This is a genomic window from Nocardia sp. A7 (genome assembly GCF_046549215.1).
Classification (GTDB): Bacteria; Actinomycetota; Actinomycetes; order Mycobacteriales; family Mycobacteriaceae; genus Nocardia.
Genome location: NZ_JAJPWE010000001.1, coordinates 1,690,251 through 1,714,995, shown reverse-complemented (window position 1 = coordinate 1,714,995; position 24,745 = coordinate 1,690,251). Strand labels below are relative to the sequence as shown.

Here is a 24,745-nt window from a genome sequence, read left to right as displayed (position 1 = left end):
GCGGTGGGCTGTCGTTAACCCGCCGTTTACGATGGTCGGATGCTTGTCGAACAACCACGCACTGTGGCGGGGGGTGCCACTCTCGGTTCCCGTCTGCGCGAACCACGGATACTCGCAGGCACCGCGGTGGGCGCGGTGCTCGCCTTGCTCATCGGACTGCAGGTCACGGCCTGGATCATGGGTTTCGACGGTCCGCTGGCCAGCCTGGCTCGTGACTTCGTCGGCACGCCGAAGTCGATGTCGGTGCCGTGGGCGGGTCTGGTGCTCGCGCTGGTCGGGATCTCCGCGCGCAGGCGGGTGCTCGCGCTGGCAGTCGCGATCGGGATCGACGCGGTGTGGGTCGCGCTGCGGCTGATCGACGGCAAGCCGTTCGTGGTCGGCAACGGGCCGACGATCGTGCTGGCCGGGCTCGCGGTGATCGCGGCGGTGCGCTGGCAAGGGCGTGAACGCTTCAACGCGTTGAAGGCCGTGGCCCTCGGTGCGCTGCTGGTGCTGGCCACCAAGGTCGGTGATGTGTGGTTGCACCTGACATCGGCGGTGCGGCCGACGGTGCTCGACGAATACGCGTTGCTCGCCGATCACGCGCTCGGTGATCCGTCATGGGTGCTCGGGCGGGTGCTCGATGTGCTCGGACCCGAGGTGTACGCGGTGCTGCACTGGGTCTACATCGAACTGCCGGTGGCGGCGATCGCGGTGGCGGTGTGGCAGTTGCGCAGGGTGGTGACGACCGGGCAGTGGCCGACCCACTATCTGGTGCGTACCTTCCTGGTGCTCGGGCTGGTCGGGCCGCTGTTCTATGTGCTGTTCCCGGTGGTCGGGCCGATGTTCGCGTTCGGTGCCGACGGACACGGCTTCGAGGTGGGCAACTTCTGGCCCGCCGCGTTGCCACCGATCGATGCGAATCCGTCCGCCCTGCCGTTCGACGAGTTCACCCCGCGCAACTGCATGCCCTCGATGCACACCGCGTGGGCGCTGTCGCTGTTCATCCACACCCGTCGCGATATCGACGGCTCGCGCGCGCCGATCTGGATGCGCTGGGGCGGGGCCTTCTGGCTGGCCGCCACGGTCACCGCGACGCTCGGCTTCGGCTACCACTACGGCGTGGACCTGGTGGCGGGCGCCGTGCTGTGCCTGACGGTCGAGTCGGCGTTGCGTGCGCCCGAGCGGGGCTGGGGAGCGTTCCGGATTCAGCTGGTCGGCTTCGGTACCGCGGTGTTCGCCGGGCTGCTGCTGTCCTATCGGTACCTGGCGGTGCCGATGGCGGAATACCCCGTGGCGGCGGGTGCGATCGTCATCGGGCTGCTGGCCGCGGTGGCCGTCGCCTTCCACCACACATGGTTCGCCACCGCTCCCGCACCTGCCATCGAGCGCATCCCGACACCCGCTGCCTAGAACAACCCATCGCGGTGGCGTTGTTCACGGTAGGCGGTGCGGCCGATGAGATGGGCGACCACCGGGGCGGTGATGATCGTGAACAGGCCGGTGAGCACGAGCATCCAGACGTTGACGTCGCCGCGGATATCGATGCCGGTGCCGACGAGCACCAGCATGAGGCCGACCACCTGCGGTTTGGTGGCCGCGTGCATCCGGGTGAGGGTGTCGGGGAAGCGGACGATGCCGATCGACGCCGTGAACGCGAGCGCGCAGCCGGTCAGGATCAGGATCGCCGACACCCATTCCCAGACGCTCACCGGTCGTCACTGACCCGGAATCGGGTGACCGCGGCCGAGCCGAGGAAACCGACAAGCGCGAGCGCCACGATCGCCGGGATCACGGTGGTGTCGTCGCTGTAGGCGGCCCACACCGCGAGCCCGGATGCGGAAATCGCCATCAGCGAGTCGATGCCGACGACCCGATCGAGGGTGCTCGGGCCCGCGAGGACGCGGTAGCTGGTGATCACCGCGGCGGCGGCGAGCAGGACGGCGGCGATGATGGCGACGATGGTCATGGCTGTACCTCCGTGGGGCGGCGCCGTTCGCTTGGTCGTTCGAAGGCGTTGATCATGAGGTGTTCCAGGCGCCGGGTGGTGCGGTAGAAGTTCACCACCGCCTCGTCGGTGCCGACATCGAGTACGTGCACGTAGACCACACACCGGGCGCGGTCGAGTTCGAGGACCATGGTGCCGGGGATCAGGTTGAGCAGGTCGGCGCACATCACCAGCACCAGATCGGACTGGATGCCGAGGTGCACCCGCAGCACGCCGGAGACCGGCGGTCCGCTGGGCCGGATGGCGAACCAGGCCACCTGCAGGCTCGATTCGAGCGCGTAATAGATACTGACAATGATCAATTCGAGAAACGACAGCGGATGGAAGCGCCCGACCACCGGGACCAGTGGCAGGGGCAGCGCGAAGACCACGATCAGCGCGACCACCACACCGCCGAGGACGTTGGCCGCGCTCAGATCGCCCCAGAGCGCGACCCAGACGGCGGTGAGCCAGATCAGCACGCCGACGCGAATAGCGTTGTCGCGGTTGATGAGTCGGCTCATCGCTGCACCGGTCCCAGGACCGAGTTGATGTACACCGACGGGTCGTTCAGGTCGGTGGCCGCGCGTTCGGCGATGCCGAGGACCGGTCCGGCGAACACGGTGAGCGCGAGTCCGGCGGACACGAGTCCGGCGGTGGCCAGCACCATCAGCACGGGCATGCGGCCGGGATCGGTGCGGTCCTCGTAGTACATATCGGTCGAATCCTCCACCAGTGTCGGCAGATTCGCCGCGGTGAGATGACCTTCGGGTGCCTCTTCGCGCGGTCGCCAGAAGGCCTTGCTCCACACCCGCGCCACCGCGTACAGCGTGAGCAGGCTCGTGATCACCGAACCCGCGACCAGCACCCAGGCCAGCACGCTGCCTTCGGCGGCACCGGCCTCCAGCAGCGCGACCTTGCCGATGAATCCCGAAAAGGGTGGAATGCCACCGAGGTTCAAGGCGGGGATCAGGAACAGCACGCCCAGCAGTGGGCTCGCGGTCGCCAGTCCGCCGATCCGGCGCAACGACACCGACCCGGCCTGCCGTTCGATCAAGCCGACAGCGAGGAACAGCCCCGTCTGTACCAGAATGTGGTGGGCCACGTAGAACACCGCACCGGTCAGCCCGGCGGTGGTGGCGAGGCCGATGCCGAACACCATGTAACCGATGTGGCTGACCAGCGTGAACGAGAGCAGTCGCCGGATATCGGTCTGCGCGATCGCGCCGAGGATGCCGACGATCATGGTGGCCAGCCCGCACACCAGCAGGATGTCGTCGAACGCCCCGTCCGGGAACCAGAGCGTATGGGTGCGGATGATCGCGTACACACCGACTTTGGTGAGCAGACCCGCGAACACCGCGGTGACCGGAGCGGGCGCGGTGGGGTAGGAGTCGGGCAGCCAGCTCGACAGCGGGAACACCGCCGCCTTGATCCCGAACGCCACCAGCAGCACCGCGTAGCAGGCGGTGCGCACGCCACTGGGTGTCGCTTCCAGGCGCACGGCCAGTTGCGCGAGATTCAGGGTGCCCGTCGCCGCGTAGGTGAGGCCGATGCCGATCAGGAAGATCAGCGACGACACCATCGACACCATCACATAGGCGATGCCGGTGCGGATCCGTTCCTCGGTGGCGCCGACGGTGAGCAGCACGAACGAGGCGACGAGCAGGATTTCGAAGCCGACGAACAGGTTGAACAGGTCACCGGCCAGGAACGCGGTCGACACGCCAGCGGTCAGGATCAGATAGGTGGGGCGGTAGATCGAGGTCGGCTGGAGTTCGCCACCGTCGGAAATATTCTGTCCCGCACCGTAGATCGACACCACGAGCAACACGAACGCCGAGACCAGCAGCATGGCGGCGCTGAGCCGGTCGACGACGAGGGTGATGCCGATCGGCGTCGGCCAGCCGCCAACCTGCACGGCGGTGGTGCCGTCGCGGTCGGCGAGATACAGCAGCAGCCCGCTGATCACCAGCACCACCGACAGCGCCGTCAGCGTGATCATCGCCTGCAGGCGCGGGCGGCGACCGAACACCAGCGTCGCCGCCGCGGCGAGCAGCGGAACCAGCACGGGCAGTGCGGCGATGGCGGGCAGCAGATCCGGGGACAGGGTCACAGTTCGGGATCCTCCCGTTCGCGGCCCGCCGCGACCTGGGCGTCCTCGGGGTCCTTGCTGACGTCTTCGGTGGTGGTCAGCATGTAGGCGCGATAGGCCAGCGCCAGGACGAAAGCCGCCACGCCCATGGTGATCACGATCGAGGTGAGCACCATCGCCTGGGCGAGTGGGTCGGCCATGCCGTCGGGGGAGGTGTCGGAGCTGCCGAGGATCGGGGGTTCCCCGTCCGGGCCACCCATCGTGAGGATCAGCAGGTTCACCGCGTTGCTGAGCAGCAGGATCCCGAGCAGCATCTTCGACACCACCCGCTCCAGCAGGAGGTAGACACCGCACGCGGTGAGCACGCCGATGGTGACCAGCAGAACGAGATTGGCGCTCATCGCAATTCCTTGTCCAGGCGGGCGCCGAGGCTGCGCAACACGTCCAGCACCAGCCCGACGATCACCAGGTAGACGCCGAGGTCGAAGAACAGGGCGGTGACCAGTTTGAGGTGGCCCAGTATCGGCAGCGTCACCTCGATGATCGTGGAGGACAGCGGGGGCGCGCCGAGCAGCAGCGAGGCAGTCGCGGTGCCCGCGGCGAGGGCGAGGCCGGTGCCGAGCAGGTGTCCGGCGTCGACCGGGAGCGCTTCGCCCAGCTCGTACTGCCCGCCGGCGAGGTAGCGCAGGGTCAGCGCGAGCCCGGCGACCAGGCCACCCGCGAAGCCACCGCCGGGCGCGTTGTGGCCGGCGAAGAAGAAATACACCGACAGCATCATGATGGTGGGGAAGACCAGGCGGGTGGTGATCTGCAGGACCATCGAGCGGTCGCGGCGATCAAGGAGACGGGCGGCGGGCAGCCAGCTCACCGCGTCGGGGTCGTAGTTCGGTGAATCGGCGGCGCGGGGTGCGCTGCCGAAGCGGCGGCTGCGGAAGACCAGCGACGCGACGCCGGTCGCGGCGACGACGAGCACCGAGATCTCGCCAAGGGTGTCCCAGGCGCGGATGTCGACCAGCAGCACATTGACCGCGTTCTTGCCGCCGCCGATCCGGTAGGCCGCGTCGGGGATGGCGTGCCAGATCGGGTTGCCGTGCCGGGCGGCGATGGCGAACGCGGCGAGTACGGGAACGGTGATGCCGACGGCGAGGGCGAGCAGGGCCCGGCGGAATTTGAAGGCCGTGCCCTGGCTTTCGGCGATCTCGGCGGGGAACGCGCGCAGCACGAGCACGAACACCACCAGAGTCAGTGTCTCGACCAGGAATTGGGTCAACGCCAGATCGGGAGCGCCGTGCAGCGCGAAGATCACACCGCACCCGTAACCGGTCACGCCGACCACGAGCACGCTGGCCAACCTGTTGTGCAAAAGGGTGGCGGCCAACGCCATCGCGATCATGATCGCGCCGATAGCGGCCTGCAGGGGCGAATCCCACAGTCGCAGTCGCACTCCCGTTCGCGTACCGACCGCGAGCAGGATCGTCGGCATGATGATCAGCGTGCAGAAGATGGTGGCCTGGCTGGCGGGCAGCGACCCGGACTGCACGGTTCCGGTGATGCGCGAGGACAGTCGATCCATCGCGCGCAGGGCGGCGTCGTAATTGCGATCGGCGTTGCCGAGACGTGGGTGGGCGGGTTCGCCGATCCGGCCGCGGATCAGGAACAGCGCGACACCGGCCGCGACGACCAGCACTGTCAGCGCGAGCGGTCCGTTGACGCCGTGCCAGAGCGCGAGATGGGTGTCGAGGACGCCGGGCAGCGATGCCGCGTAGGGGCTCAGCCAGTGATCGACGGCGGGCGCGCCGAGACCGCCGACCAGTCCCGCCACCGCGAGCACGGCGGGCGGGCCGAGCAGCAGCGGGCCTGGTGCGTGCCAGGTGACCGCGCGCTCGGGATTCGCGGTGATTCCGAAAGCGCCCCAGACGAATCGCAGGCTGTAGGCGACGGTGAACGCCGAACCGACCGTGACGCCCGCCAGCAGGGCGAACCGCACCGGCGGGCTCAACACCTCGGCCGACCACAGTGCGCCGAGCGCGGACTCCTTGCCGACGAACCCGAGCAACGGCGGCAGTCCGGCCATGCTGAGCGAGGCGAGCACCGCGATCGCGCACAGCACCGGCGCGCGCTGACCGAGCCCGGACAACCTGCGCAGATCCCTCGTGCCCGCGCCGTGATCGATGATGCCGACCACCATGAACAGGCACGCCTTGAACAGCCCGTGCGCCACCAGCAGGGCGAGCCCGGCCAGCGCCGCATCGGGGGTCCCGATGCCCATCATCGTGATCATCAGACCCAGCTGGCTCACGGTGCCGAACGCCAGCACCAGCTTCAGATCGTGCACCTGGATCGCCCGCCACCCCGCGAGCAGCATCGTCGCGATGCCGAGCGGCAGGAGCAGCAGATGCCATGGGGGTGTCTGCGCGAGGGCGGGCGCCAGCCGGGCAACCAGGTAGATACCGGCTTTCACCATCGCGGCGGCGTGCAGGTACGCACTCACCGGCGTCGGCGCCGCCATCGCGCCGGGCAACCAGAAGTGCAGCGGCACGATCGCGGATTTGCTGATCGCCCCGAGCAAGACCAAGCCGACCCCGACCGACACCGCGCTCCCGGCCGGGACCGAGCTCGCCGCGAGCACATCCGAGAGCAGGAAACTGTCGTAGCGCAGCCCGAGGATCACGATCCCGACCAGCATCGCCAGCCCGCCGGCGCCCGTCACCAGCAGCGCCTGGATCGCGGCCCTTCGACTGACCGAACGCTCGGCGTAATGCCCGACGAGCAGGAAAGACAGCACCGTCGTGATTTCCCAGAACACGTAGAGCAGCAACATGTTGTCGCTGACGACAAGCCCGAACATGGCACCGGCGAACCCGGTCAGCTCGGCCGCGAACACCCCGAGCCTGGCCTCGTCGCGCTCGAAATAGCGGCCGCAGTAGGCCAGGATCAACGCGCCGACGCCGAGCACCAGCGTGCACATCACCGCGGCGAGGGAATCGAATCGCAGATCGATGTCCATCGAGATCTGCGGCGCCCACCGCACCTGCGTGCGCACGGTGTCTCCCCAGTGCGCGAACACCCAGCCCAGGCTGCCGAGCGGGACCAGCGCCAGCAGGTAGAAAGCGTTGCGGCCGAGCACTCGTACGCACAGCGGGGCCAGCAAGGCCGCCAGTGCGTGAACGAGCAGTACGGCTAGCAACTCCCCCTCCGTCGGGTAGGTAGCGGTCGAGTAGCGCGCCCCGATCCTACGGGCGCGAGCGGGATGTTCGGTGGCACCGAGGCTGTTGCGTCGGCCATGTCACGCGCGAGGTGGCTATGGTCGCGACGCCCGGGGCGTGGCGGGCCGGAGCTGATACAGCACCGCGAGGCAGGCCGCGGCGCCGATGGTGACGGCCAGCGCGACCTGGCCCGGCACCCGCTCGCCCACGGCGGTGCTGCCGGTCGGCCAGTGCCGCTCGTCGGTGGGGATCGACCACACGATCGACGGCAGGAACAGCGCGCCCAGCCCGAGCATCACGCTCGGCAGGTAGACCACCCGGGTCGAGCCGATCGCGAAACCGGCCACCCAGGTCACCAGCACCAGCCCGGCCGACCACGCGAACGCCAACGGAAGCTGTTCGGCCACCGCGGCGAAAGCGCAGATCGCGGCGGCACCGAGCAGTACGCCCCACGGTGACGCCCAGCGCAGGCCGGTCAGGATGGCGACCACACCGACCACGAGAACCACAACGAGATGCCAGCCGAGAGCCGATGCGTCACCGAGCGAATCGGCGGCCGCGGCCAAGGCCACGGCGAGCAGCACACCGGTGCCGTCGCGGCCTGGCAGCAGCACGGCGGCCACGAATGCCGCTGCGAGCGTGACGATCACAGCGAGGACGAGCTGCCAGAAATTACCGCGTAGTCCGTCGAACTCGCGACCGAGCCATTCGGTGGCGAGCAGCAGCGACAGCGACAGCACCGTGGTGGCGATGATCGGAGAGATCGGCAGATCCGCGGCCATGCGCGGCACGGCGGGCACCATGAGGCCGTGCTGGTGGCGCACGGTGTTCACCGCGAGCAGTACGACCGCGGCGCCGATCAGCCAGAACGGGGTGTGCACGGCCTTGTCCGCCGTCGCGGAGGCGTTCGAGGTGAACACCGCGACGACTTCGCCGTAGACGAACACGACCAGGATCCCGAGCCCGAAACCGACCGCCGACCAGCGCATTCGCCACGCGCAGATGCACAGCGATCCGATCAGCGCACCGCCGAACAGCGAGTCGATGTAGTTCTGGGTGGTGAGGACATCGGCGGAGGTCATCGCCTGGCCGATGACGAAGTTGACCGCCAGGGCCGTCGCCCCGGCCGTCGCGGTGAGCCAGACGAGTCCCGGCCGGGTGATCGGTCTGGCCAGCACGGCGACGACGACCGCGACGATGAGACCGAGTGCCGCCGCCCGCGGAACACTGTTGATCAGGCTGGTGACCCGGTACGGCGAATTCATCGCAGACCCGTCACCGTAGGTGAACGGCAGAAACAGCGACATCCCCGCGGCCGCGGCCCCGGCGAATGCCGTGACCGCGTCCAGACCATCGCCGATCTTGGGCACCGTGTGGACGATACCGGCGACTACCCCGCCTACCTGGGATGTCGTGACCGGATCGAGAGGCGGCGAGTTCCGGCCGCGATCAAGTCCTGCTCTCGGCGTAGCGGCGTAGCGATTCGACCTGCGCGGGGTCGAGGGAGGGGCGCACGGTGGCGCGGGCGGTGGCCACGTCCTCGGCGGTGACGTCGGCGGCGGCCATATCGCGGCGCAGTGCCGAGAGCGCGGCCTCGCGCAGCAGGGCGGCGCAGTCGGCGGCCGAGTAGCCGTCGAGATCCTCGGCCATGGCGGCCAGGTCCACGTCCTCGGCAAGCGGAACCGAACGGCCCGCGGTGCGCAGGATCTCGAGGCGGGCGGGACCGTCCGGCGGTGGGACGAAGACGAGGCGGTCAAGTCGGCCGGGTCGCAACAGAGCTGGGTCGATCAATTCGGGGCGGTTGGTCGCACCGACCACCACCACGTCGCGCAGCGGTTCGACCCCGTCGAGTTCGGTGAGCAGCGCGGCGACCACCCGGTCCGACACCCCGGAGTCGCTGCTCTGGCCACGGCGGGGGGCGAGGGCATCGACCTCGTCGAGGAAGATCAGCGACGGCGCCGAATCGCGGGCCCGCTGGAACAGTTCGCGCACCGCTCGTTCCGAGGAACCGACCCACTTGTCCATCAGCTCAGCGCCTTTCACCGAGTGCACGCTGAGTTGGCCGGTGCCTGCAAGTGCCCGCACGAGGAAGGTCTTGCCGCAGCCGGGCGGGCCGTAGAGGAGGACCCCGCGCGGCGGTTCGATGCCGAGGCGGGCGAACGAGTCGGGGTGGCGCAGTGGCCACAGCACGGTTTCGGTGAGTGCCTGTTTGGTTTCGACCATGTCGCCGACGTCATCGAGGTGCAGTGAACCGATCGCCAATTCCTCTGTCCCCGAACGGGACAGGGGTCGGATCACGTCGAGTGCGCCGATCAGATCGTCCTGGGTGAGTTCGGGTTCGGTGTGTTCGCGGCTGGCCCTGCCCGCTGCGCGCACGGCCGCCTCCCGGCACAGGGCGCACAGGTCGGCGACGACGAAACCCGGTGTGCGCGAGCCGATTACGTCGAGGTCCAGCTTTCCGGCGGGTACTTTTCGCAGCAGCTGTTCCAGGAGTGCGCGCCGAATCGCCGCCGTCGGCAGTGGTAGTGCCAGCTCGCGATCGCACAGGTCGGGTGCCCGCAGTCGCGAATCCACCTGGGTGGGATGGGCGGTGGTGGTCAACAGAGCCACGCACGGCGCGCGCACAGCGGCGCGCAGTTGATCGAGAATGAGGGTGGCGACGGGCTCGGCTTCCGCGGGCAGTAGGGCGTCGATATCGGTGATCAGCAGCACTCCGCCCTGCCCGGTGGCGACATCGCCCACCGCCTCGGCGACCGCACGCAGCCGGGTGCCGCTCTCGGTGGCGCCGACACTGGGACCGTCGAGTTCGATGATGCGGCGCGGTGCGGCAACAGCTTTCGCGAAGGTGGCCTTGCCGACACCGGCCGGACCGGTGATGATCACGCCGAGATGTGCCGGTGCGCCGAGCGTTTTGAGCAACTCGGGTTCGTCGAGCGCCAAGCTCAGCCATTCGGCCAACTTGGCTGCCTGGCTCTGCACTCCGGCCAGTTCCTCGACCTGGATCGGCGCGGCCCCCGAACTGACCTTCACCGCACCGGGTTCTGACAGGTCAGACTCCGAAAGTAACTGCTGCCCTGGGCTGTTCGGCAAGGATTGCGGTGCGTCACGGGCCACCGCGTGCAGGATCGCGCCCGCGCCCGCACCCCAGCCGACGGCCGAATTCGGTTGCACGCTCACCGGTCCCGGCATCGGCTCGATGGCCGTCACGGTGAGCAGTTCGGTGGTCCAGGCGATGCCGAAGGTCCGCGAGAGGGCTTGGGTGGCCGCCGAGGAACTGATGTCGGGCCCGAGATCGCGCGGCAGCAGCGACACCGTGTCGCCCACGGTCACCACTTTGCCGAGTAGTGCCTGTCGCAGGGTGGCGGCCGGAATGCTCGCCATCGCGTGCGCCGAACCGCTCAGCGAGATCTGCTTGGCGCCGAAGACCGTCACCGGGGCGACGGTCACCGCCGCGTTCTCCCGCAGCCCCACATTCGACAGCGTCACGTCATCGAGCAGCGCCACCCCCGGCGGACTCCCCGCGGGCGCCTTCGCCACCACCGCCGCGGTCCTGCGCGCGCCGATCAGGGCGATGCCGTCCCATTCGCGCAGACCGAGCGCGGTGAGGGTCTCGGGGTGCAGGCGCACCACCCCGCGACGGGCATCGGCTGCGGAGGGATTGAGCCGGGCGGTGAGCGAGAGTTCAGCCACCGCCCCATTCTGCCGCTTCGCGCCGTGATCAGGAATCGATAGGCCGCTCGCAAGGTCAGACGGTCATTCTGGCTGACATGACGAACTCCGAGCCCCAGTCGGTACGCTGCACCGGACGCGCCGGAGGTGCCGGCGCCGCGATCTATCGGGGAAAGCAGCAGATGAACCGAATCTCCCTCGCCGTTCTGGCCGCCGGGGCACTGACCCTGACACTGGTCGGGTGTGGTTCCGGCGACGACTCCGCCGATGCGAGCGGGCTGCGCAAGGGCACGCCGAGCGCTACCTCGAGTGCGCCCGCCACCACCACCTCGAGTGCCGCGCCCACCTCGGCCGCGGTGAGCGCCGACATCACCTGCGCGCAGTTCAAGACCCTCGACTCCGATGGTGAGAAGAAGGCGATCGATCAGATCCTCGCGGAAAATCCCGGCGGGCCGTTCGAGGGCAGTCCCAACGTGGCGCTCAGCACCGCGAAGCTGATCTGCCTCGTGCCGGGCAATGCCGACAAGCCGGTCGCCGACGCGGCCGGAATGAAGCCGTGACGGGGTGCGGCTCAGTTGATGAGTGATTGCCAGTTCGCGGGTACGCGCGAGGCGGGACCGGGCACGGACTGATCGGTGGGATGGCTCGTCGGCGCGGCGAGTTCGGGGCCGTCGCTGTACATCTCGCCGGTGGCGAAGTTGTAGAACCAGTCCTCGCCCGGTTCGTAGCTCTGCATGAACGGGTGCGCGGTGGCCTCGAAGTGCTTGGTCGCGTGCTTGCTCGGTGAGCTGTCGCAGCAGCCGACGTGCCCGCATTCGGCGCAGCGGCGCAGGTGCACCCACCAGCCACCGCTCGCGTCGCACTCGACGCAACCGGCGCCGCTCGCCGGCACGCTGGGATCGATTCCGGCTTCAGCCATCCTGACCTCCTGTAGTTGGTGTGCCCACATCCTGCGCCGCCGGATGCAACGGCAGGCGGACGATGAACCGCGTGTTGCCGGGTTCGGACTCGACCCGGATGTCACCGTTGTGCTTGTTCGCCACGATCCGGAACGAGATATCGAGGCCGAGACCGGTGCCGTCGCCGACCGGTTTGGTGGTGAAGAACGGCTCGAAGATGCGGCTCCGCGTGTCGGGGGCGATGCCGGGGCCGGTGTCCCCGATCTCGATGACGGCGCAGTCGTTCTCCTGGAAGGTGCGAATCGTCAGCGTGCCCTCGCCGCCCATCGCGTAGACCGCATTGTCGATCAGGTTGGTCCACACCTGGTTGAGTTCGGCGGCGTAGCAGGGGATCGGCGGCAGGCCGCGGTCGTAGTCCTTCACCACGCGGATACCGTCACCGAGTTTGCGGTTGAGCATCACCAGCGTGGAATCGAGCAGTTCGTGCAGGTCGACGACCTGAAAGGGCGCGCGATCCATCTGCGAATACTGTTTGGCCGCGCCGACCAGGGTGGAGATGCGGGTGGTCGAGTCGAAGATCTCGTTCATCAGCAACTCGGTCTCGATGGTGTAGTTCAGCCAGCGCACGGCACCCTCGAACACCGGCGCCTGGCAGGCTTCCAAGGTCGCGTGGACGCCCTCGAGCCAGTCGGTGTCCAGGCCCGCCTGCACGAAGGTCGGCGCCAGATTCCAGCCGTCGGCGATGCCGCGCGCGTCGAACCACTCCGCCAGCGCGTCCTCCCGATCGGAGGCTTCCATCGGACTGAGGTCGGGTGCCTTGGCGACCTGGTCGGCGGCCTGCTCCTGCATCTCGACGAGCTTGACGAGTGCGTCGGCCGGGAACTTGCCCTCGGCCATCATCTTGAGCTTGTGCCGCATCCCGGCGACGCGTTCGCGCAGGCCGGAGGTGGCGCGCACTGCGGCGGCGGCGGGATTGTTGAGCTCGTGGGTGAGGCCGGCCGACAGCGAACCGAGGGCGAGCAGTCGTTCCCGTTCGGCGATCCGCTGACTCGACCGCTGCCCGCCGAAGAACGCGCCCTCGAGCAGGTGCACGGCCATCGGGAACCACTCGTTCATCATTCTGGCGAAATCATCCGCCGCGAGCACGAAGAACCGGGAGCGACGCAGCACATACATCGAGCCGTTGTGGTCCTGGCTCACCTTGTCGCCCATGTACGCCATCCAGGCACCCGCGTACACCCCACGATGGTCGGTGCGATTGGTCTCGACCTCCACGCCGCCGGACAGCTTGGTCAGCCGCACCTCGCCCTCGATCAGCACGTAGAAGCAGGTTGCCGGTTCGCCCTCGCGAAACACCGGACCGGGGTCGACGTATTCGATGCTGCCCGCCGCGCACAACTCGGCCAGCTGGGAGTCGTCGAGCTTCTCGAACAGGAACAGCGTGCGCAGTTCCTCCGGATCACAGATCATCGGACCCCCACTCATGCCAGATACCGGTGGACGAGCATGACGGCCATCGCGCCCTCGCCGACCGCCGAGGCGACGCGCTTGGCGGATTCGGCGTGTACATCGCCCGCGACGAACACGCCGGGCACGCTGGTTTCGAGGTGCTGCGGTGGGCGTGGCAGTTCCCAGCCCGGCGGTCGGGCGCCGTCGATCATCAGGTCCGGTCCGGCCAGCACGTATCCGGCGGCGTCACGGGTGACGACCCCGTCTAGCCAGCCGGTCTGTGGCGCGGCGCCGATGAACAGGAACAGACGCTGCGCGTCGACCTTGTCTTCGGTGCCGGTGCTGTTGTCGCGCAGGATGATGCGTTCGAGGTGGGTGTCGCCGTCGACGCCGACCACCTCGGTCTCGGTGTGCACGACGATGTTCGCGATCCCCGCGATCTGCTGCACGAGATAGTGCGACATCGACCGCTCCAGCGAGTCGCCCCGGACAACCAGGTGCACACGACGGGCATTGCGCGACAGGAACACCGCGGCCTGCCCGGCGGAATTCGCCCCACCGACGATGTAGACCTCCTGCTCAGCGCACTCGGCCGCCTCGGTCATCGCCGACCCGTAATACACACCGCGCCCGGTGAATTCGTCTACACCAGCCGCCGGATGACGTCGATAGTCCACCCCGGTAGCGATCAGAACCGTATGCGCACACAGCTTTCCGCCATCGGCGAACCGCACGGTGCGCGCCGAACCGTTGACCTCGAGCGCGACCACATCCCGAGTGGTGATGATCTCGGCACCGAACTTCGCCGCCTGCCTGCGCGCCCGGTCCGCCAACTGCGACCCCGACACCCCGTCCGGGAATCCGAGATAGTTCTCGATCCGCGAACTCTGCCCCGCCTGCCCGCCGGTGGCCGTGCGCTCCACCAGCACCGTGCGCAACCCCTCCGACGCGCCGTACACCGCCGCGCCGAGCCCCGCGGGTCCGCCGCCGACCACGATCAGGTCGTAGAAGTCCCCACTGGGCTCGACGGTCAACCCGACATTTTCGGCCAGCTCACTGTCGGTCGGCTGGATCAGCGCCGTGCCCTCCGCCGTGATCACCACCGGACAGGCCAGCGGATCGGCACCCGCGGCCTCCAGCAACCGGGTGCCCTCCGGCTCGTCGACCGGATACCACCGATACGGCAACTGATTGCGCGCCAAGAACTCTCGCACCTGCGAGGACCGCGGCGACCATCGATCACCGACCACCTTGGTCTCGTACACCGGCCGCTGCTCGGCACTGCGCCACACCTCGAGCAACCCGTCGATCACCGGATACAGCTTCTCCTCCGGCGGATCCCACGGCTTGAGCAGATAGTGGTCGAGATCGATGACATTGATGGCGTTGATCGCCGCGTCGGTGTCGGCATAGGCGGTGAGCAACACCCGCCGCGCGTACGGATGCAGATCCATCGCCTGCTCGAGAAACTCGATCCCGTCCATCCCCGGCATCCGGTAATCGGCGATCAACACCGCCACCGGCTGCCCCCGCAGCTTCATCTCCCGCAGCGCCTCCAGCGCCTGCTGCCCCGACTCGGCCCGCAGAATCCGATAGTCGGCGCCGTAGCGCCGGCGCAGATCGCGCACCACGGCCCGCGATACGCCTGGATCGTCGTCAACGCTCAAAATGGCCGGTTTGGTTACCGAGGGAGTGCTCACGGGTTCGAGTATCCCCCTGCGGCGAGATGATCGTCAGAGCTGGTGGTGCAGGACCAGATCTAGTTCGGAAGGCGTGAGCAAGCGTTCGAGGCGTTCCTCGCGTTTGAGTCGAGTCCCGCGCGGCATCAAAGCGCTGGGCAGCGCGAAGTCGTCAGGCCCGATGCTCGGCAGGAGCGGGACCTCGTTGATGTGCCTGCGTGGCAGGAGTGAGCGCAGTTTCACGGCCGATCACCTCGGATTTGACGACGGGAACGCTGGGGGCTGAGCTTCGTCGATCAGCAAACGTCGGTAGCGAAAAGTTTGCCAGCATGTCCGAGTTGGTGCAAGTGGGACAAGGTGGACACGGCGAGCCGACCGGTTGGTGGCCTGCTTCGGTGCAGGCCACCCCGGTTCTGCGGGATTTGCTGATCAGCTATTTCCAGGCGGGCATGGTGACAATCTGTGCCGCATAGGACAGCCCGGCACCGAAGGCGATCAGCAGCGCGGTGTCACCCGGCTTCGATTCGCCCTTGCGCAGCAGCGCCTCCATCGCCAACGGCACCGATGCTGCCGAGGTGTTGCCGGAGTCCTCGATGTCATTGGCGAGCGCGCAGCGCTCCGGTAGCTCGAGCACCCTGGCCATGATCTCGATGATCCGCCCGTTGGCCTGGTGCGGGATCATCGCGTCGAGGTCGTTGGTTGTCAGGCCCGCGCGGTCGACCGCCTCGCGGCAGACCTTCTCCAGCGAGTGCGCGGCCCAGCGGAACACCGCGGTGCCCTCCATCTCGAGGTAGGGGCGTACCGCGTCGGTGCCCTTCTCCTCGATCTCGGCGAAGAACTCCGCCCAGTCCTTGGACTGACGGATGGCGTGGTGCTGGGTGCCGTCCGAACCCCAGACGGTCGGGCCGATGCCCTGCGCGTCCGACGGGCCGACGACTACCGCGCCCGCGCCGTCGGCGAACAGGAACGCAGTCGAGCGATCGGTGAAATCGATTGCCTCGGTGAGCTTTTCGACACCGATGACCAAGACGTGTCCCGAAGTGCCCGCGCGGACCAGGTCCGAGGCCATGCCCAACGCGTGACAGAAACCGGCGCAGCCCGCCGAGATGTCGAAGGCGGCCGAGCCGGTCATGCCCAGTTCGGTGGCGATGCGCGGGCCGATGGCCGGAGTGAGCATCAGATGCGTCGACGTGGCCACGATGACGCAGTCGATCTGGCCGACCTGCACGCCCGCGGCGGCGATCGCGTCGCGCGCGGCGGCGACGCTCATGCTCTGGATGGTTTCCTCGGCCGAGGCGAAACGCCTGGTGTTGATGCCCGACCGGGTGCGGATCCACTCGTCGCTCGAGTCGATCGGCCCGGCGACCTCGGCATTGGTGACCACTCGGGCCGGGCGGTAGACGCCCAATCCGAGGATCGCGGTGTGCTCGGCACCCGTCGTCTGGGCGATTAGAGCAGCCATTGTGTGTCTCCTATGTACCTGTCAACCTGCGGCAGCACCGCTGGGTGTACCCGAAGCATCGAAATCTGTCCCTCATCGCCCGTGACTCGTGCGCGGACACCATGTGAACGCTGAGACATGAGGCATCCTCATATTAGCGCGTAAAATTGTGATCTGAGTGTCGATTGTCACAAGAGAGCCGGGGGTATCTTGGTGAGAAGGCGATTGCTCGCCCACCCTTCGAGGGATCGAGGACATCATGCTCGGACTCGGCATCATCAGTTGGATCATCATCGGCGGTCTGGCCGGTTGGATCGCGAGCAAGTTCATGAAGACCGACGCACAGCAGGGCATCCTGCTCAACATCGTCGTCGGCGTCATCGGCGGCCTGCTCGGCGGTTTCCTGCTGAGCCTGTTCGGTGTCGATGTCGAAGGCGCGGGCTGGATATTCAGCTTCATCACCTGTCTGGTGGGCGCCTGCGTGTTGTTGTACCTGGTGAAGCTGTTCACCGGGCGTAAATCGGTCCACTGACCACAGGTGCTTGCCGCGGGCTTCCCGTAGGGTGTGATCGCTTGTAGTCATCACACGAAAGAGGAAGCCCGTGGCACGCCGCCCCACCCCGCCCGGCACGCCCGATACCACCGGCGTCGGACATGTCGTCGACTTGGTTCGGGCCGCTGTCCCCCCGCTACATCCCGCCGGACTGCCGTTCGTCGCGGTGCCGTTGGCGGTGGCGGTCGTCGGCGGCCGCAACAAATGGGTGCGCCGGGCCGGTCTGACCGCCGCGGCAGCCAGCGCCGCCTTCTTCCGGCACCCGCACCGCGTGCCGCCGAACCGGGCGGGCATCGTCGTCGCGCCCGCCGACGGTGAGGTGGCGCTGGTCGACACCGCGGTACCGCCCGTCGAGCTCGGTCTCGGCGATCAGCCGTTGCCGCGCGTGAGCATCTTCCTTTCGGTGCTCGATGTGCACGTGCAGCGCGTTCCGGTGTCGGGCACCGTGCGCGAGGTGCTGCATCAGCCGGGCAAGTTCCTCTCGGCCGATCTGCCGGAGGCCTCCGACGCCAACGAGCGCAACAGCATGGTCATCGACACCGCCGACGGTAAGCAGGTCGTCGTGGTGCAGATCGCCGGGTTGCTGGCGCGGCGCATCGTCTGCGATGCCCGCGTTGGCGACCTGCTCACCATCGGTGACACCTACGGCCTGATCCGGTTCGGCTCCCGTGTCGACACGTACTTCCCGGTCGGCACCGAACTGCTGGTCGCCCCCGGGCAGCGCACGATCGGGGCCGAAACCGTCCTGGCTGTGCTGGGATGATCGAACAGGCGCGGTCGGCACCTCGTAGGCGTCCGCGCTCGGTGCGATTGCTGCCGAGCGTCGTCACCATCCTCGCGCTGTGCGCGGGCCTGTCGTCGGTGAAGTTCGGGCTCGACGGTGAGCTCGGTATCGCGTTGGCGATGGTCGGCGCGGCCGCCGTGCTCGACACCCTCGACGGCCGCCTCGCGCGCATGCTCGACGCCACATCCAAGATGGGCGCCGAACTCGATTCGCTGTCGGACGCCATCTCCTTCGGCGTCGCGCCCGCGCTGGTCATCTATGTGACCCTGCTCGACGGCAACAGCGCGGGTTGGATCGTCGCGCTGTTGTTCGCGGTGAGTCTGGTCCTGCGCCTGGCCCGCTTCAACACCCTGCTCGACGACGATTCCCGCCCGAACTGGGCGCGTGAGTACTTCGTCGGTGTGCCCGCGCCCGCCGGTGCGCTGATCGCGCTGGTGCCGATCGCGTTGAAGGTGCAGTTCGGCGACGGGTGGTGGGACAGTTTCCCGTTCGTCGCCGCCTGGACGGTTTTCGCCGCACTGCTGTGCGTGAGCACCATTCCGACCCTGGCGATGAAGTCGGTCTCGGTCGCCCCGCAGGCGGCAGCGGGTCTGCTGGTGCTGACCGCACTGGCCGCCGCGTTGCTCGTGACCTATCCGATCGTGCTGCTGCTGATCTTGGTCGCGCTGTACCTGGCGCACATTCCGTTCGCCTGGCGGTCGGCGCGCTGGGTGGCCGCGCGGCCGGAGACCTGGCAGCACAAGCCGGCTGAGCGGCGGGCCCAGCGGCGGGCCCAGCGGCGGATGCCCGCGATTCGTCGGCCCGCTATCCGGGGGTCGGCCCGGTTACGTCTGCGTCGTCCGCGCAACGACGACTGAGGGGCACGCGTGGAATCCGATGGCGTCGCGCAGTTTCTCGAGCATCGGCCGCGGCTTTTCTCGTTGGCCTATCGCATGTTCGGGGCGGTGAGTGAGGCCGAGGATGTTGTGCAGGAGGTCTATCTGCGGTGGGCATCGGCCGACCGCGGGGAGATCGCCAATGGCGAGGCGTGGCTGACGACCGTCACGGTGAATCTGTGTCGCACGCAGCTTGTTTCGGCTCGGGCCCGACGTGAGACCTATGTCGGGCAGTGGCTGCCCGAGCCGGTGCCGACCGGCGGTGGTGCGCTCGGTCCGCTGGGGACCGTCGAGGAACGCGAGTCGGTGTCGCTGGCCGTGCTCACCGCGATGGAACGGCTCAGCCCGATCGAGCGGGCCGTGTTCGTGCTGCGCGAGGCCTTCGGCTACTCGCACGCCGAGATCGCGGAGATGCTCGATCTCACGGTGGCCAACACCCAGCAGATATTCCATCGGGCCGGTCAGCGGGTGCGTACCGGCAAACAGCGTTTCGTGGTGTCGCCTGAGCACGCGCGCACGATGATCGAGAAGTTCTTGCAGGCGGCGTCGACCGGGGATGTGGCCGGGCTGCGCGAACTGCTCGCCGATGACGTGGTGTCGGTGGCCGACGGTGGCGGCAGGGTGGTCGCGGCCAAGATCCCGGTGGTCGGCGGCGACGTGGTCGCGCGCTACCTGGCCAAGCTGCGGCGCTTCCTCGGGACGACGGCGCGCTTCGAATTCAGCGAGATCAACGGCGACGTGGGTCTGGTCCTGTTCCAGGACGAGGCGCCGATCGGCGTACTGGTCTTCGACTTCGACGAGGCAGGTGCGATCGCGGCGGTTCGCACGGTCGTGAACCCGATCAAATTGGGCGCGATCGCGGTGTGATCCGTATCACTTCAAGAACCTGTCAGGAACTCGGGGGCTGCTCGGTCTGGTGTGTGTAGGCATTTCGAGAGAAGGAGCCACACCATGACCGGTCAGCATCGGATCGTTGTCCTCGGCGCCGGGTACGCGGGACTCACCGCCGCCCGCGCCCTCGCGAAGAAGACCCGCGACACCCAGATCACCGTCGTGGACGGCCGCGCCGAATTCGTGCAGCGGGTGCGTCTGCACCAAGCCGCCGCGGGTCAGTCGGTCAAACGCCTCGACTTGCGGAAGTCGCTGGGGCGCAAGGGCATCGAATTCGTCCAGGCGCGGGTCACCGACCTGGACCCGGATCGCAAGATCATCGCCGTCGACGGCGAGTGGACGCTGCACTACGACACCCTCGTCTACGCGCTCGGCAGTCAGGCCGACCGCAATGCCGTGCCCGGTGCCGCCGCGCACGCGAAGTTCGTCGCCACCGCCGAGGATGTGACGGAGCTGTCGGGTCAGATCGTGATCGTGGGATCGGGCCCCACCGGCATCGAACTGGCCACCGAACTAGCTGAGTCGCAGCCAGATTCGCGGATCAGTCTGCTCGGTTCCGAGGATCCCGGCGCCTGGCTCTCGCCGCGCGCGCACCAGTCGATCCGTGCCGCGCTCACCCGGCTCGGCGTCCAGATCCGTTCCGGCGTCAAGGTTGTCGAGGTGCTGCCCGATGCTGTCCGGCTCGCCGACGGCACCCTGGTACCCGCCGCGACCACCGTCTGGACCACCGGTTTCACTGTTCCCGACCTGGCTCGTCGCGCAGGGCTGGAGGTCGCCGACGACGGCCGCATCCGCACCGACGCCACGCTGCGCTCGGTCTCGCACCCCGACATCTACGCCGTCGGCGACGCCGCGTTGATGGCTGGTGTAGACGGTCGACCGCTGCGGATGGCCTGTGCGACAGCGATTCCCGCCGGGCAATATGTGGTCGGTGCGATCACGGCGCGCGCGCGTGGCCGCGAACCCGAGCCGATGAACGGCCGCTATGTCGCACAGTGCATCAGCCTCGGCCGTCACGACGCGGTGCTGCAACTCGTCAAGGCCGACGACACCCCGACGAACACGGTGTTCACCGGTCGAATCGGTGTGGTGATGAAGGAGCTGATCGTGCGCGGCACCGCTTTTACGGTCGGCCTGCGGTAATCGCCGGAACGACGCTCGAACACCGCGCCGAGTGCACACTCTTCCCGAGCATTGTCGATATTCGGCCGCTACGCGATGGGTATGCCCTCAGCGCGGTCAGTCGTCGGTGTGCGGCGACGGGTAAGGCTGCTCAGCGTCCACGCCCACGGTGCGATTGCGATTGCGATGAGCACGCCCAGCCATGGCAGCCGCCACCACCAGCGCAGATCCCGCTCGGGTGCCGTTGGTGGCTCGGTCAGCAGACGTGCCGTCGACGACCAGACCACGAACGCGTCCCCGATCGGCATCAATCCGAAGGCGTACCGCTTGGAGCCGGGCAGGGTGACCGGCAGGCCGAGCAATTCGCCTTCGGCGCCGATCGCGGACGCCAACTCGCGGTCACCGTTCACGCGGGCGGCGCCTTGGGCGACAACCGTGGCGGACAGGCTGATACCGGCGATCAGTGGTCCCGAGTCGACATCGCCGCTCCCGTCCACACCTTTCGGATACTCGCGCAGCGCTGGGCCGAAACCGGCTGGGTAGGCGAGGAACTGGTCGCGGTAACGCGCGTACTGACTCTTCGCGAACGCCGGATCGATCTCGGGCAGGAATCGGTGGATCACGGTCTGCGAGGTCGCTCGCGCACCGGTCATCAGCGATCCGTCCGACGGTGAAACCTGGTGCGGGAGCAGGCCGGTGGTGGGGTCGAGCCGGGACTTCGCCTGTTCGAGCCAGCGATCGATCACCGCCGTGTACTTCGCTCCGAACAGCTTGTCGTGCAGTCGAAGCGAGGCGATGGCGACCGTGGAATCGACCGGCCAAGCCTGTCCGGGATAGGCCTGGAGAAAGGGTGTTTCCGCGGCCGCGAACGCCTGCGCGATCTCCGAACTGTGCGTGGAGAACCGTTGCACCGCCGCGGTATCGGTGTCGTCGAGCGACAAGATCGCCCCGCGCAACCAGTTGGTCCACCCAGCGAAGAACACCCCGAACGAGGGCTGCGACCGGGGGCTGAAGATCGCCTTGCCTTCGTCGGATTCCAATCGTGCCAGCGCCCAATGTGATTCGCGCAGGGCCGCATCGTGGAGCCGGGGATCGGTATGCGCTGCCTGTACCCAGGCGAGACCGTAGAGCACGTTCGAGAAGACGTACCCCTCCGGAAACAGTTCCTGTGCGGCGGTAGCCGATCCTTCGTCGAGCGCGTCCCGCACGAAGGCCAACTGACGCGCCGTGGATCCGGGCTGCTCGTCGAGGCCGGGCTGCGGCCACAGCAGTCGTCCGGCGCCGACCAGACACGCCAACGTCACGACGATCCCCACCACGCGCGGCGCCCAGCGCCGAATTCTCCCCATGGCGCCACTCTGCCAGGAATTAGCCGTCAACCAACCGTTGACGATTCCGAATCGTCAACCTAGAGTTGACGCATGAGCACTCCGAACTTTCGCCTCGACGACCTCATCGACGGCATCAAAAAGGCCCGCCCCGACAATGTTCTCGACCAGCTCTCCGACGCGGTGGTCGCCGCCAATCACCTCGGCGAAACCGCCGACCACCTGATCGGCCACTTCGTCGACCAGGCTCGCCGCTCCGGCGCTTCCTGGACCGACATCGGCGCCAGCATGGGCGTCAGCAAGCAGGCCGTCCAGAAACGATTCGTGCCCAAGGGGCCGAGCGACACGGCCGCCATGGATCCCCAGGCCGGCTTCGCCAAGTTCACCGAGCGGGCCCGGCAGGTGGTCGTCGGCTCCCAGGAGGCGGCCCGCGCCTCGGGAAGCGGCCAGATCGCGCTCGGGCACCTGATCCTCGGCCTGATCGGTCAGACGGAGGGTCTGGCCGCCAAGGGGATCGTCGCCATGGGTGTGACACTGGATGCGGTGCGCGATGCCGCGATCGCCTCGCTGCCCGCCGCCGAAGGTGACGTGCCCGCCCTCATCCCGTTCGACGGTGACACGAAGAAGGTACTCGAGCTCACCTTTCGCGAGGCGCTGCGCCTCGGCCACAACTACATCGGCACCGAGCACATCCTGTTGGCTCTGCTGGAACAGGAGAACGGCGCGGGGGTACTCAGCGATCTGGGCCTTGACAAGGCCGTCGTCGAGGCCGAGCTCGTCGAGGTGCTGAATCAGTTCCTGCCCGCGCCGGAGGGCGGGGTCTGAGCGGTCGGTCGTGCCCGGTGCGGCCACCGCGCCGGGCGCGACCTTGCACTCTCGCCACCCGAGTGCTAAAAATGGCTTGGCACTCGTGACTGTTGAGTGCCAGGTCGGGACGGTGAGATCGGGTTCCATCGACACCCTCGGTCGTCCGTCGCGGGCACCTCCTGACCAGCGTACTTTGGGGCGATCCAACCTGTGGTCGTCTCGTGTGTCAGTCATAGACATGTGGAGGATCTCAACGCAATGGCCAAGACAATTGCGTACGACGAAGAGGCCCGTCGCGGTCTCGAGCGGGGTCTCAACGCCCTCGCCGACGCTGTCAAGGTGACGCTGGGCCCGAAGGGTCGCAACGTCGTGCTCGAGAAGAAGTGGGGCGCCCCCACGATCACCAACGATGGTGTTTCCATCGCCAAGGAGATCGACCTCGAGGACCCGTACGAGAAGATCGGCGCTGAGCTGGTCAAGGAAGTCGCCAAGAAGACGGACGACGTCGCGGGCGACGGTACGACCACCGCCACCGTGCTCGCCCAGGCGCTCGTGCGTGAAGGTCTGCGCAACGTCGCGGCCGGCGCGAACCCCCTCGGCCTGAAGCGCGGCATCGAGAAGGCCGTCGAGGCCGTCACCGCTCGACTGCTCGAGACCGCCAAGGAGATCGACACCAAGGAGCAGATCGCTGCTACCGCTGGTATCTCCGCGGGCGACCCGGCCATCGGCCAGCTCATCGCCGAGGCGATGGACAAGGTCGGCAAGGAAGGTGTCATCACCGTCGAGGAGAGCAACACCTTCGGGCTCCAGCTGGAGCTCACCGAGGGCATGCGCTTCGACAAGGGCTACATCTCCGGTTACTTCGTGACCGACCCCGAGCGTCAGGAAGCGGTCCTCGAGGACCCGTACATCCTGCTCGTCTCGTCCAAGATCTCGACGGTCAAGGACCTGCTGCCGCTGCTGGAGAAGGTCATCCAGTCCGGCAAGCCGCTGCTGATCATCGCCGAGGACGTCGAGGGTGAAGCCCTCTCGACCCTGGTCGTGAACAAGATCCGTGGCACCTTCAAGTCCGTCGCCGTCAAGGCGCCCGGCTTCGGTGACCGTCGCAAGGCCCAGCTGGCCGATATCGCCATCCTCACCGGTGGCGAGGTCATCAGCGAAGAGGTCGGCCTCTCCCTGGAGACCGCGGGCATCGAGCTGCTCGGCACCGCGCGCAAGGTCGTCATCACCAAGGACGAGACCACCATCGTCGAGGGTGCGGGCGACGCGGAGGCCATCAAGGGCCGCGTTTCGCAGATCCGCGCCGAGATCGAGGGTTCGGACTCGGACTACGACCGTGAGAAGCTGCAGGAACGTCTGGCCAAGCTGGCCGGCGGCGTCGCGGTGATCAAGGCCGGTGCCGCTACCGAGGTCGAGCTCAAGGAGCGCAAGCACCGCATCGAAGATGCCGTGCGCAACGCCAAGGCCGCCGTCGAAGAGGGCATCGTTGCCGGTGGTGGCGTCGCGCTGCTGCAGGCCGCCCCCGCGCTCGACGGCTTCAGCGGTCTGACCGCTGACGAGGCGACCGGTGTCAACATCGTGCGCGTCGCGCTGTCGGCCCCGCTCAAGCAGATCGCCTTCAACGCGGGCCTCGAGCCCGGCGTCGTGGCCGAGAAGGTCTCCAACCTCCCCGAGGGCGAAGGCCTGAACGCCGACACCGGTGTCTACGAGAACCTGCTGGCCGCCGGCGTTGCCGACCCGGTCAAGGTCACCCGCTCGGCCCTGCAGAACGCGGCCTCCATCGCCGCGCTCTTCCTCACCACCGAGGCAGTAGTCGCCGACAAGCCGGAGAAGTCCGCCCCCGCGGGCGACCCCACCGGCGGCATGGGCGGCATGGACTTCTGATCCCCTGATCAGCTAGTTCCCGCTAGTCACGAAGGCCGGCCCACTCTCGAGTGGGCCGGCCTTCGGCGTTGAATGCGGGTGCGGACTCGGCGAATGG

At 67.9% G+C, this 24,745-nt stretch carries 23 protein-coding genes; 9 read left to right on the top strand and 14 right to left on the bottom strand.

Translation table 11 applies throughout. The annotated features are described in order from the left end of the window. Positions 1-39: 39 nt before the first annotated feature. Entirely contained in the window at positions 40-1,392 is a 1,353-nt protein-coding gene (locus ACLJPD_RS07715) for a DUF5933 domain-containing protein (RefSeq protein WP_410871110.1), read from the top strand. Here the strand turns inward: ACLJPD_RS07715 and mnhG are convergent. The 8 genes from mnhG to ACLJPD_RS07675 form a co-directional block, all read right to left on the bottom strand. Beyond that, on the bottom strand, positions 1,389-1,691 hold the full coding sequence (gene mnhG, locus ACLJPD_RS07710) for a monovalent cation/H(+) antiporter subunit G (RefSeq protein WP_410871108.1): 303 nt from the start codon (positions 1,689-1,691) through the stop codon (positions 1,389-1,391). The genes ACLJPD_RS07715 and mnhG overlap by 4 nt on opposite strands. Further along, entirely contained in the window at positions 1,688-1,948 is a 261-nt protein-coding gene (locus tag ACLJPD_RS07705) for a monovalent cation/H+ antiporter complex subunit F (RefSeq protein ID WP_410871106.1), read from the bottom strand. The genes mnhG and ACLJPD_RS07705 overlap by 4 nt, the downstream gene beginning before the upstream one ends. After that, a complete protein-coding gene (locus ACLJPD_RS07700; RefSeq protein WP_410871104.1) occupies positions 1,945-2,490 on the bottom strand; it encodes a Na+/H+ antiporter subunit E in 546 nt (181 codons plus the stop codon). Before ACLJPD_RS07700 ends, ACLJPD_RS07705 begins: the two co-directional genes overlap by 4 nt. Continuing rightward, positions 2,487-4,082 (bottom strand): Na+/H+ antiporter subunit D, encoded by a 1,596-nt coding sequence (locus ACLJPD_RS07695; protein ID WP_410871102.1) that lies wholly within the window; start codon positions 4,080-4,082, stop codon positions 2,487-2,489. Before ACLJPD_RS07695 ends, ACLJPD_RS07700 begins: the two co-directional genes overlap by 4 nt. Continuing rightward, positions 4,079-4,462 (bottom strand): Na(+)/H(+) antiporter subunit C, encoded by a 384-nt coding sequence (locus ACLJPD_RS07690; RefSeq protein WP_410871100.1) that lies wholly within the window; start codon positions 4,460-4,462, stop codon positions 4,079-4,081. The genes ACLJPD_RS07695 and ACLJPD_RS07690 overlap by 4 nt, the downstream gene beginning before the upstream one ends. Next, entirely contained in the window at positions 4,459-7,248 is a 2,790-nt protein-coding gene (locus ACLJPD_RS07685; RefSeq protein WP_410871098.1) for a Na+/H+ antiporter subunit A, read from the bottom strand. The genes ACLJPD_RS07690 and ACLJPD_RS07685 overlap by 4 nt, the downstream gene beginning before the upstream one ends. 114 nt (positions 7,249-7,362) lie before the next feature. After that, positions 7,363-8,637: a hypothetical protein gene (locus tag ACLJPD_RS07680; RefSeq protein WP_410871096.1), complete on the bottom strand. Its 1,275-nt coding sequence runs from the start codon at positions 8,635-8,637 to the stop codon at positions 7,363-7,365. 79 nt (positions 8,638-8,716) lie between these two features. Next, a complete protein-coding gene (locus ACLJPD_RS07675) occupies positions 8,717-10,957 on the bottom strand; it encodes an AAA family ATPase (RefSeq protein WP_410871094.1) in 2,241 nt (746 codons plus the stop codon). Positions 10,958-11,034: 77 nt separating this feature from the next. On the opposite strand from ACLJPD_RS07675, the gene ACLJPD_RS07670 reads away from it, so the two are divergent. Then, on the top strand, positions 11,035-11,496 hold the full coding sequence (locus ACLJPD_RS07670; protein WP_410871092.1) for a hypothetical protein: 462 nt from the start codon (positions 11,035-11,037) through the stop codon (positions 11,494-11,496). Positions 11,497-11,507: 11 nt separating this feature from the next. Here ACLJPD_RS07670 and ACLJPD_RS07665 read toward each other — a convergent pair whose 3' ends face one another. From ACLJPD_RS07665 to ACLJPD_RS07645, 5 genes are all read right to left on the bottom strand, one after another. Beyond that, complete coding sequence (locus ACLJPD_RS07665) at positions 11,508-11,855, bottom strand: UBP-type zinc finger domain-containing protein (RefSeq protein WP_410871090.1); 348 nt, start codon at positions 11,853-11,855, stop codon at positions 11,508-11,510. Then, on the bottom strand, positions 11,848-13,320 hold the full coding sequence (locus ACLJPD_RS07660) for an ATP-binding protein (RefSeq protein WP_410871089.1): 1,473 nt from the start codon (positions 13,318-13,320) through the stop codon (positions 11,848-11,850). The genes ACLJPD_RS07665 and ACLJPD_RS07660 overlap by 8 nt, the downstream gene beginning before the upstream one ends. Further along, on the bottom strand, positions 13,317-14,984 hold the full coding sequence (locus ACLJPD_RS07655) for an FAD-dependent oxidoreductase (protein WP_410871087.1): 1,668 nt from the start codon (positions 14,982-14,984) through the stop codon (positions 13,317-13,319). The genes ACLJPD_RS07660 and ACLJPD_RS07655 overlap by 4 nt, the downstream gene beginning before the upstream one ends. A gap of 33 nt (positions 14,985-15,017) precedes the next feature. Next, positions 15,018-15,206, bottom strand: a complete 189-nt coding sequence (locus tag ACLJPD_RS07650; protein ID WP_410871085.1) for a hypothetical protein — start codon at positions 15,204-15,206, stop codon at positions 15,018-15,020. A 190-nt stretch (positions 15,207-15,396) separates the two neighbouring features. Beyond that, positions 15,397-16,425, bottom strand: coding sequence for a beta-ketoacyl-ACP synthase III (locus tag ACLJPD_RS07645; protein WP_410871083.1), 1,029 nt, complete (start codon positions 16,423-16,425; stop codon positions 15,397-15,399). Between the two features lie 238 nt (positions 16,426-16,663). Here ACLJPD_RS07645 and ACLJPD_RS07640 point away from each other — a divergent pair, with 238 nt between their 5' ends. The 5 genes from ACLJPD_RS07640 (at position 16,664) to ACLJPD_RS07620 (ending at position 20,650) form a co-directional block, all read left to right on the top strand. Beyond that, positions 16,664-16,936: a GlsB/YeaQ/YmgE family stress response membrane protein gene (locus ACLJPD_RS07640; RefSeq protein ID WP_410871081.1), complete on the top strand. Its 273-nt coding sequence runs from the start codon at positions 16,664-16,666 to the stop codon at positions 16,934-16,936. 70 nt (positions 16,937-17,006) lie between these two features. Continuing rightward, on the top strand, positions 17,007-17,720 hold the full coding sequence (locus ACLJPD_RS07635; protein ID WP_410871079.1) for a phosphatidylserine decarboxylase: 714 nt from the start codon (positions 17,007-17,009) through the stop codon (positions 17,718-17,720). Then, on the top strand, positions 17,717-18,598 hold the full coding sequence (locus ACLJPD_RS07630; RefSeq protein WP_410871077.1) for a CDP-alcohol phosphatidyltransferase family protein: 882 nt from the start codon (positions 17,717-17,719) through the stop codon (positions 18,596-18,598). The genes ACLJPD_RS07635 and ACLJPD_RS07630 overlap by 4 nt, the downstream gene beginning before the upstream one ends. Before the next feature lie 9 nt (positions 18,599-18,607). Continuing rightward, positions 18,608-19,483 (top strand): RNA polymerase sigma-70 factor, encoded by an 876-nt coding sequence (locus tag ACLJPD_RS07625; RefSeq protein ID WP_410871075.1) that lies wholly within the window; start codon positions 18,608-18,610, stop codon positions 19,481-19,483. Between the two features lie 84 nt (positions 19,484-19,567). Then, positions 19,568-20,650 (top strand): NAD(P)/FAD-dependent oxidoreductase, encoded by a 1,083-nt coding sequence (locus ACLJPD_RS07620; RefSeq protein WP_410871073.1) that lies wholly within the window; start codon positions 19,568-19,570, stop codon positions 20,648-20,650. A 68-nt stretch (positions 20,651-20,718) separates the two neighbouring features. Here ACLJPD_RS07620 and ACLJPD_RS07615 read toward each other — a convergent pair whose 3' ends face one another. Then, on the bottom strand, positions 20,719-21,978 hold the full coding sequence (locus ACLJPD_RS07615; RefSeq protein WP_410871071.1) for a hypothetical protein: 1,260 nt from the start codon (positions 21,976-21,978) through the stop codon (positions 20,719-20,721). Positions 21,979-22,050: 72 nt separating this feature from the next. Between ACLJPD_RS07615 and ACLJPD_RS07610 the strand changes: the two genes are divergently transcribed. Next, a complete protein-coding gene (locus ACLJPD_RS07610; RefSeq protein WP_410871069.1) occupies positions 22,051-22,782 on the top strand; it encodes a Clp protease N-terminal domain-containing protein in 732 nt (243 codons plus the stop codon). Between the two features lie 240 nt (positions 22,783-23,022). Next, positions 23,023-24,648, top strand: a complete 1,626-nt coding sequence (gene groL, locus ACLJPD_RS07605; RefSeq protein WP_410871067.1) for a chaperonin GroEL — start codon at positions 23,023-23,025, stop codon at positions 24,646-24,648. Positions 24,649-24,745 lie beyond the last annotated feature (97 nt).

What these genes read in the sequence shown, in the direction of transcription:
- ACLJPD_RS07715 (WP_410871110.1), top strand. Translation starts at nt 40, where the DNA reads ATGCTTGTCGAACAACCACGCACTGTGGCGGGGGGTGCCACTCTCGGT.
- ACLJPD_RS07705 (WP_410871106.1), bottom strand. Translation starts at nt 1,948, where the DNA reads ATGACCATCGTCGCCATCATCGCCGCCGTCCTGCTCGCCGCCGCCGCG.
- ACLJPD_RS07700 (WP_410871104.1), bottom strand. Translation starts at nt 2,490, where the DNA reads ATGAGCCGACTCATCAACCGCGACAACGCTATTCGCGTCGGCGTGCTG.
- ACLJPD_RS07690 (WP_410871100.1), bottom strand. Translation starts at nt 4,462, where the DNA reads ATGAGCGCCAATCTCGTTCTGCTGGTCACCATCGGCGTGCTCACCGCG.
- ACLJPD_RS07670 (WP_410871092.1), top strand. Translation starts at nt 11,035, where the DNA reads ATGACGAACTCCGAGCCCCAGTCGGTACGCTGCACCGGACGCGCCGGA.
- ACLJPD_RS07665 (WP_410871090.1), bottom strand. Translation starts at nt 11,855, where the DNA reads ATGGCTGAAGCCGGAATCGATCCCAGCGTGCCGGCGAGCGGCGCCGGT.
- ACLJPD_RS07660 (WP_410871089.1), bottom strand. Translation starts at nt 13,320, where the DNA reads ATGAGTGGGGGTCCGATGATCTGTGATCCGGAGGAACTGCGCACGCTG.
- ACLJPD_RS07645 (WP_410871083.1), bottom strand. Translation starts at nt 16,425, where the DNA reads ATGGCTGCTCTAATCGCCCAGACGACGGGTGCCGAGCACACCGCGATC.
- ACLJPD_RS07640 (WP_410871081.1), top strand. Translation starts at nt 16,664, where the DNA reads ATGCTCGGACTCGGCATCATCAGTTGGATCATCATCGGCGGTCTGGCC.
- ACLJPD_RS07630 (WP_410871077.1), top strand. Translation starts at nt 17,717, where the DNA reads ATGATCGAACAGGCGCGGTCGGCACCTCGTAGGCGTCCGCGCTCGGTG.
- ACLJPD_RS07620 (WP_410871073.1), top strand. Translation starts at nt 19,568, where the DNA reads ATGACCGGTCAGCATCGGATCGTTGTCCTCGGCGCCGGGTACGCGGGA.
- ACLJPD_RS07615 (WP_410871071.1), bottom strand. Translation starts at nt 21,978, where the DNA reads ATGGGGAGAATTCGGCGCTGGGCGCCGCGCGTGGTGGGGATCGTCGTG.
- ACLJPD_RS07610 (WP_410871069.1), top strand. Translation starts at nt 22,051, where the DNA reads ATGAGCACTCCGAACTTTCGCCTCGACGACCTCATCGACGGCATCAAA.
- groL (WP_410871067.1), top strand. Translation starts at nt 23,023, where the DNA reads ATGGCCAAGACAATTGCGTACGACGAAGAGGCCCGTCGCGGTCTCGAG.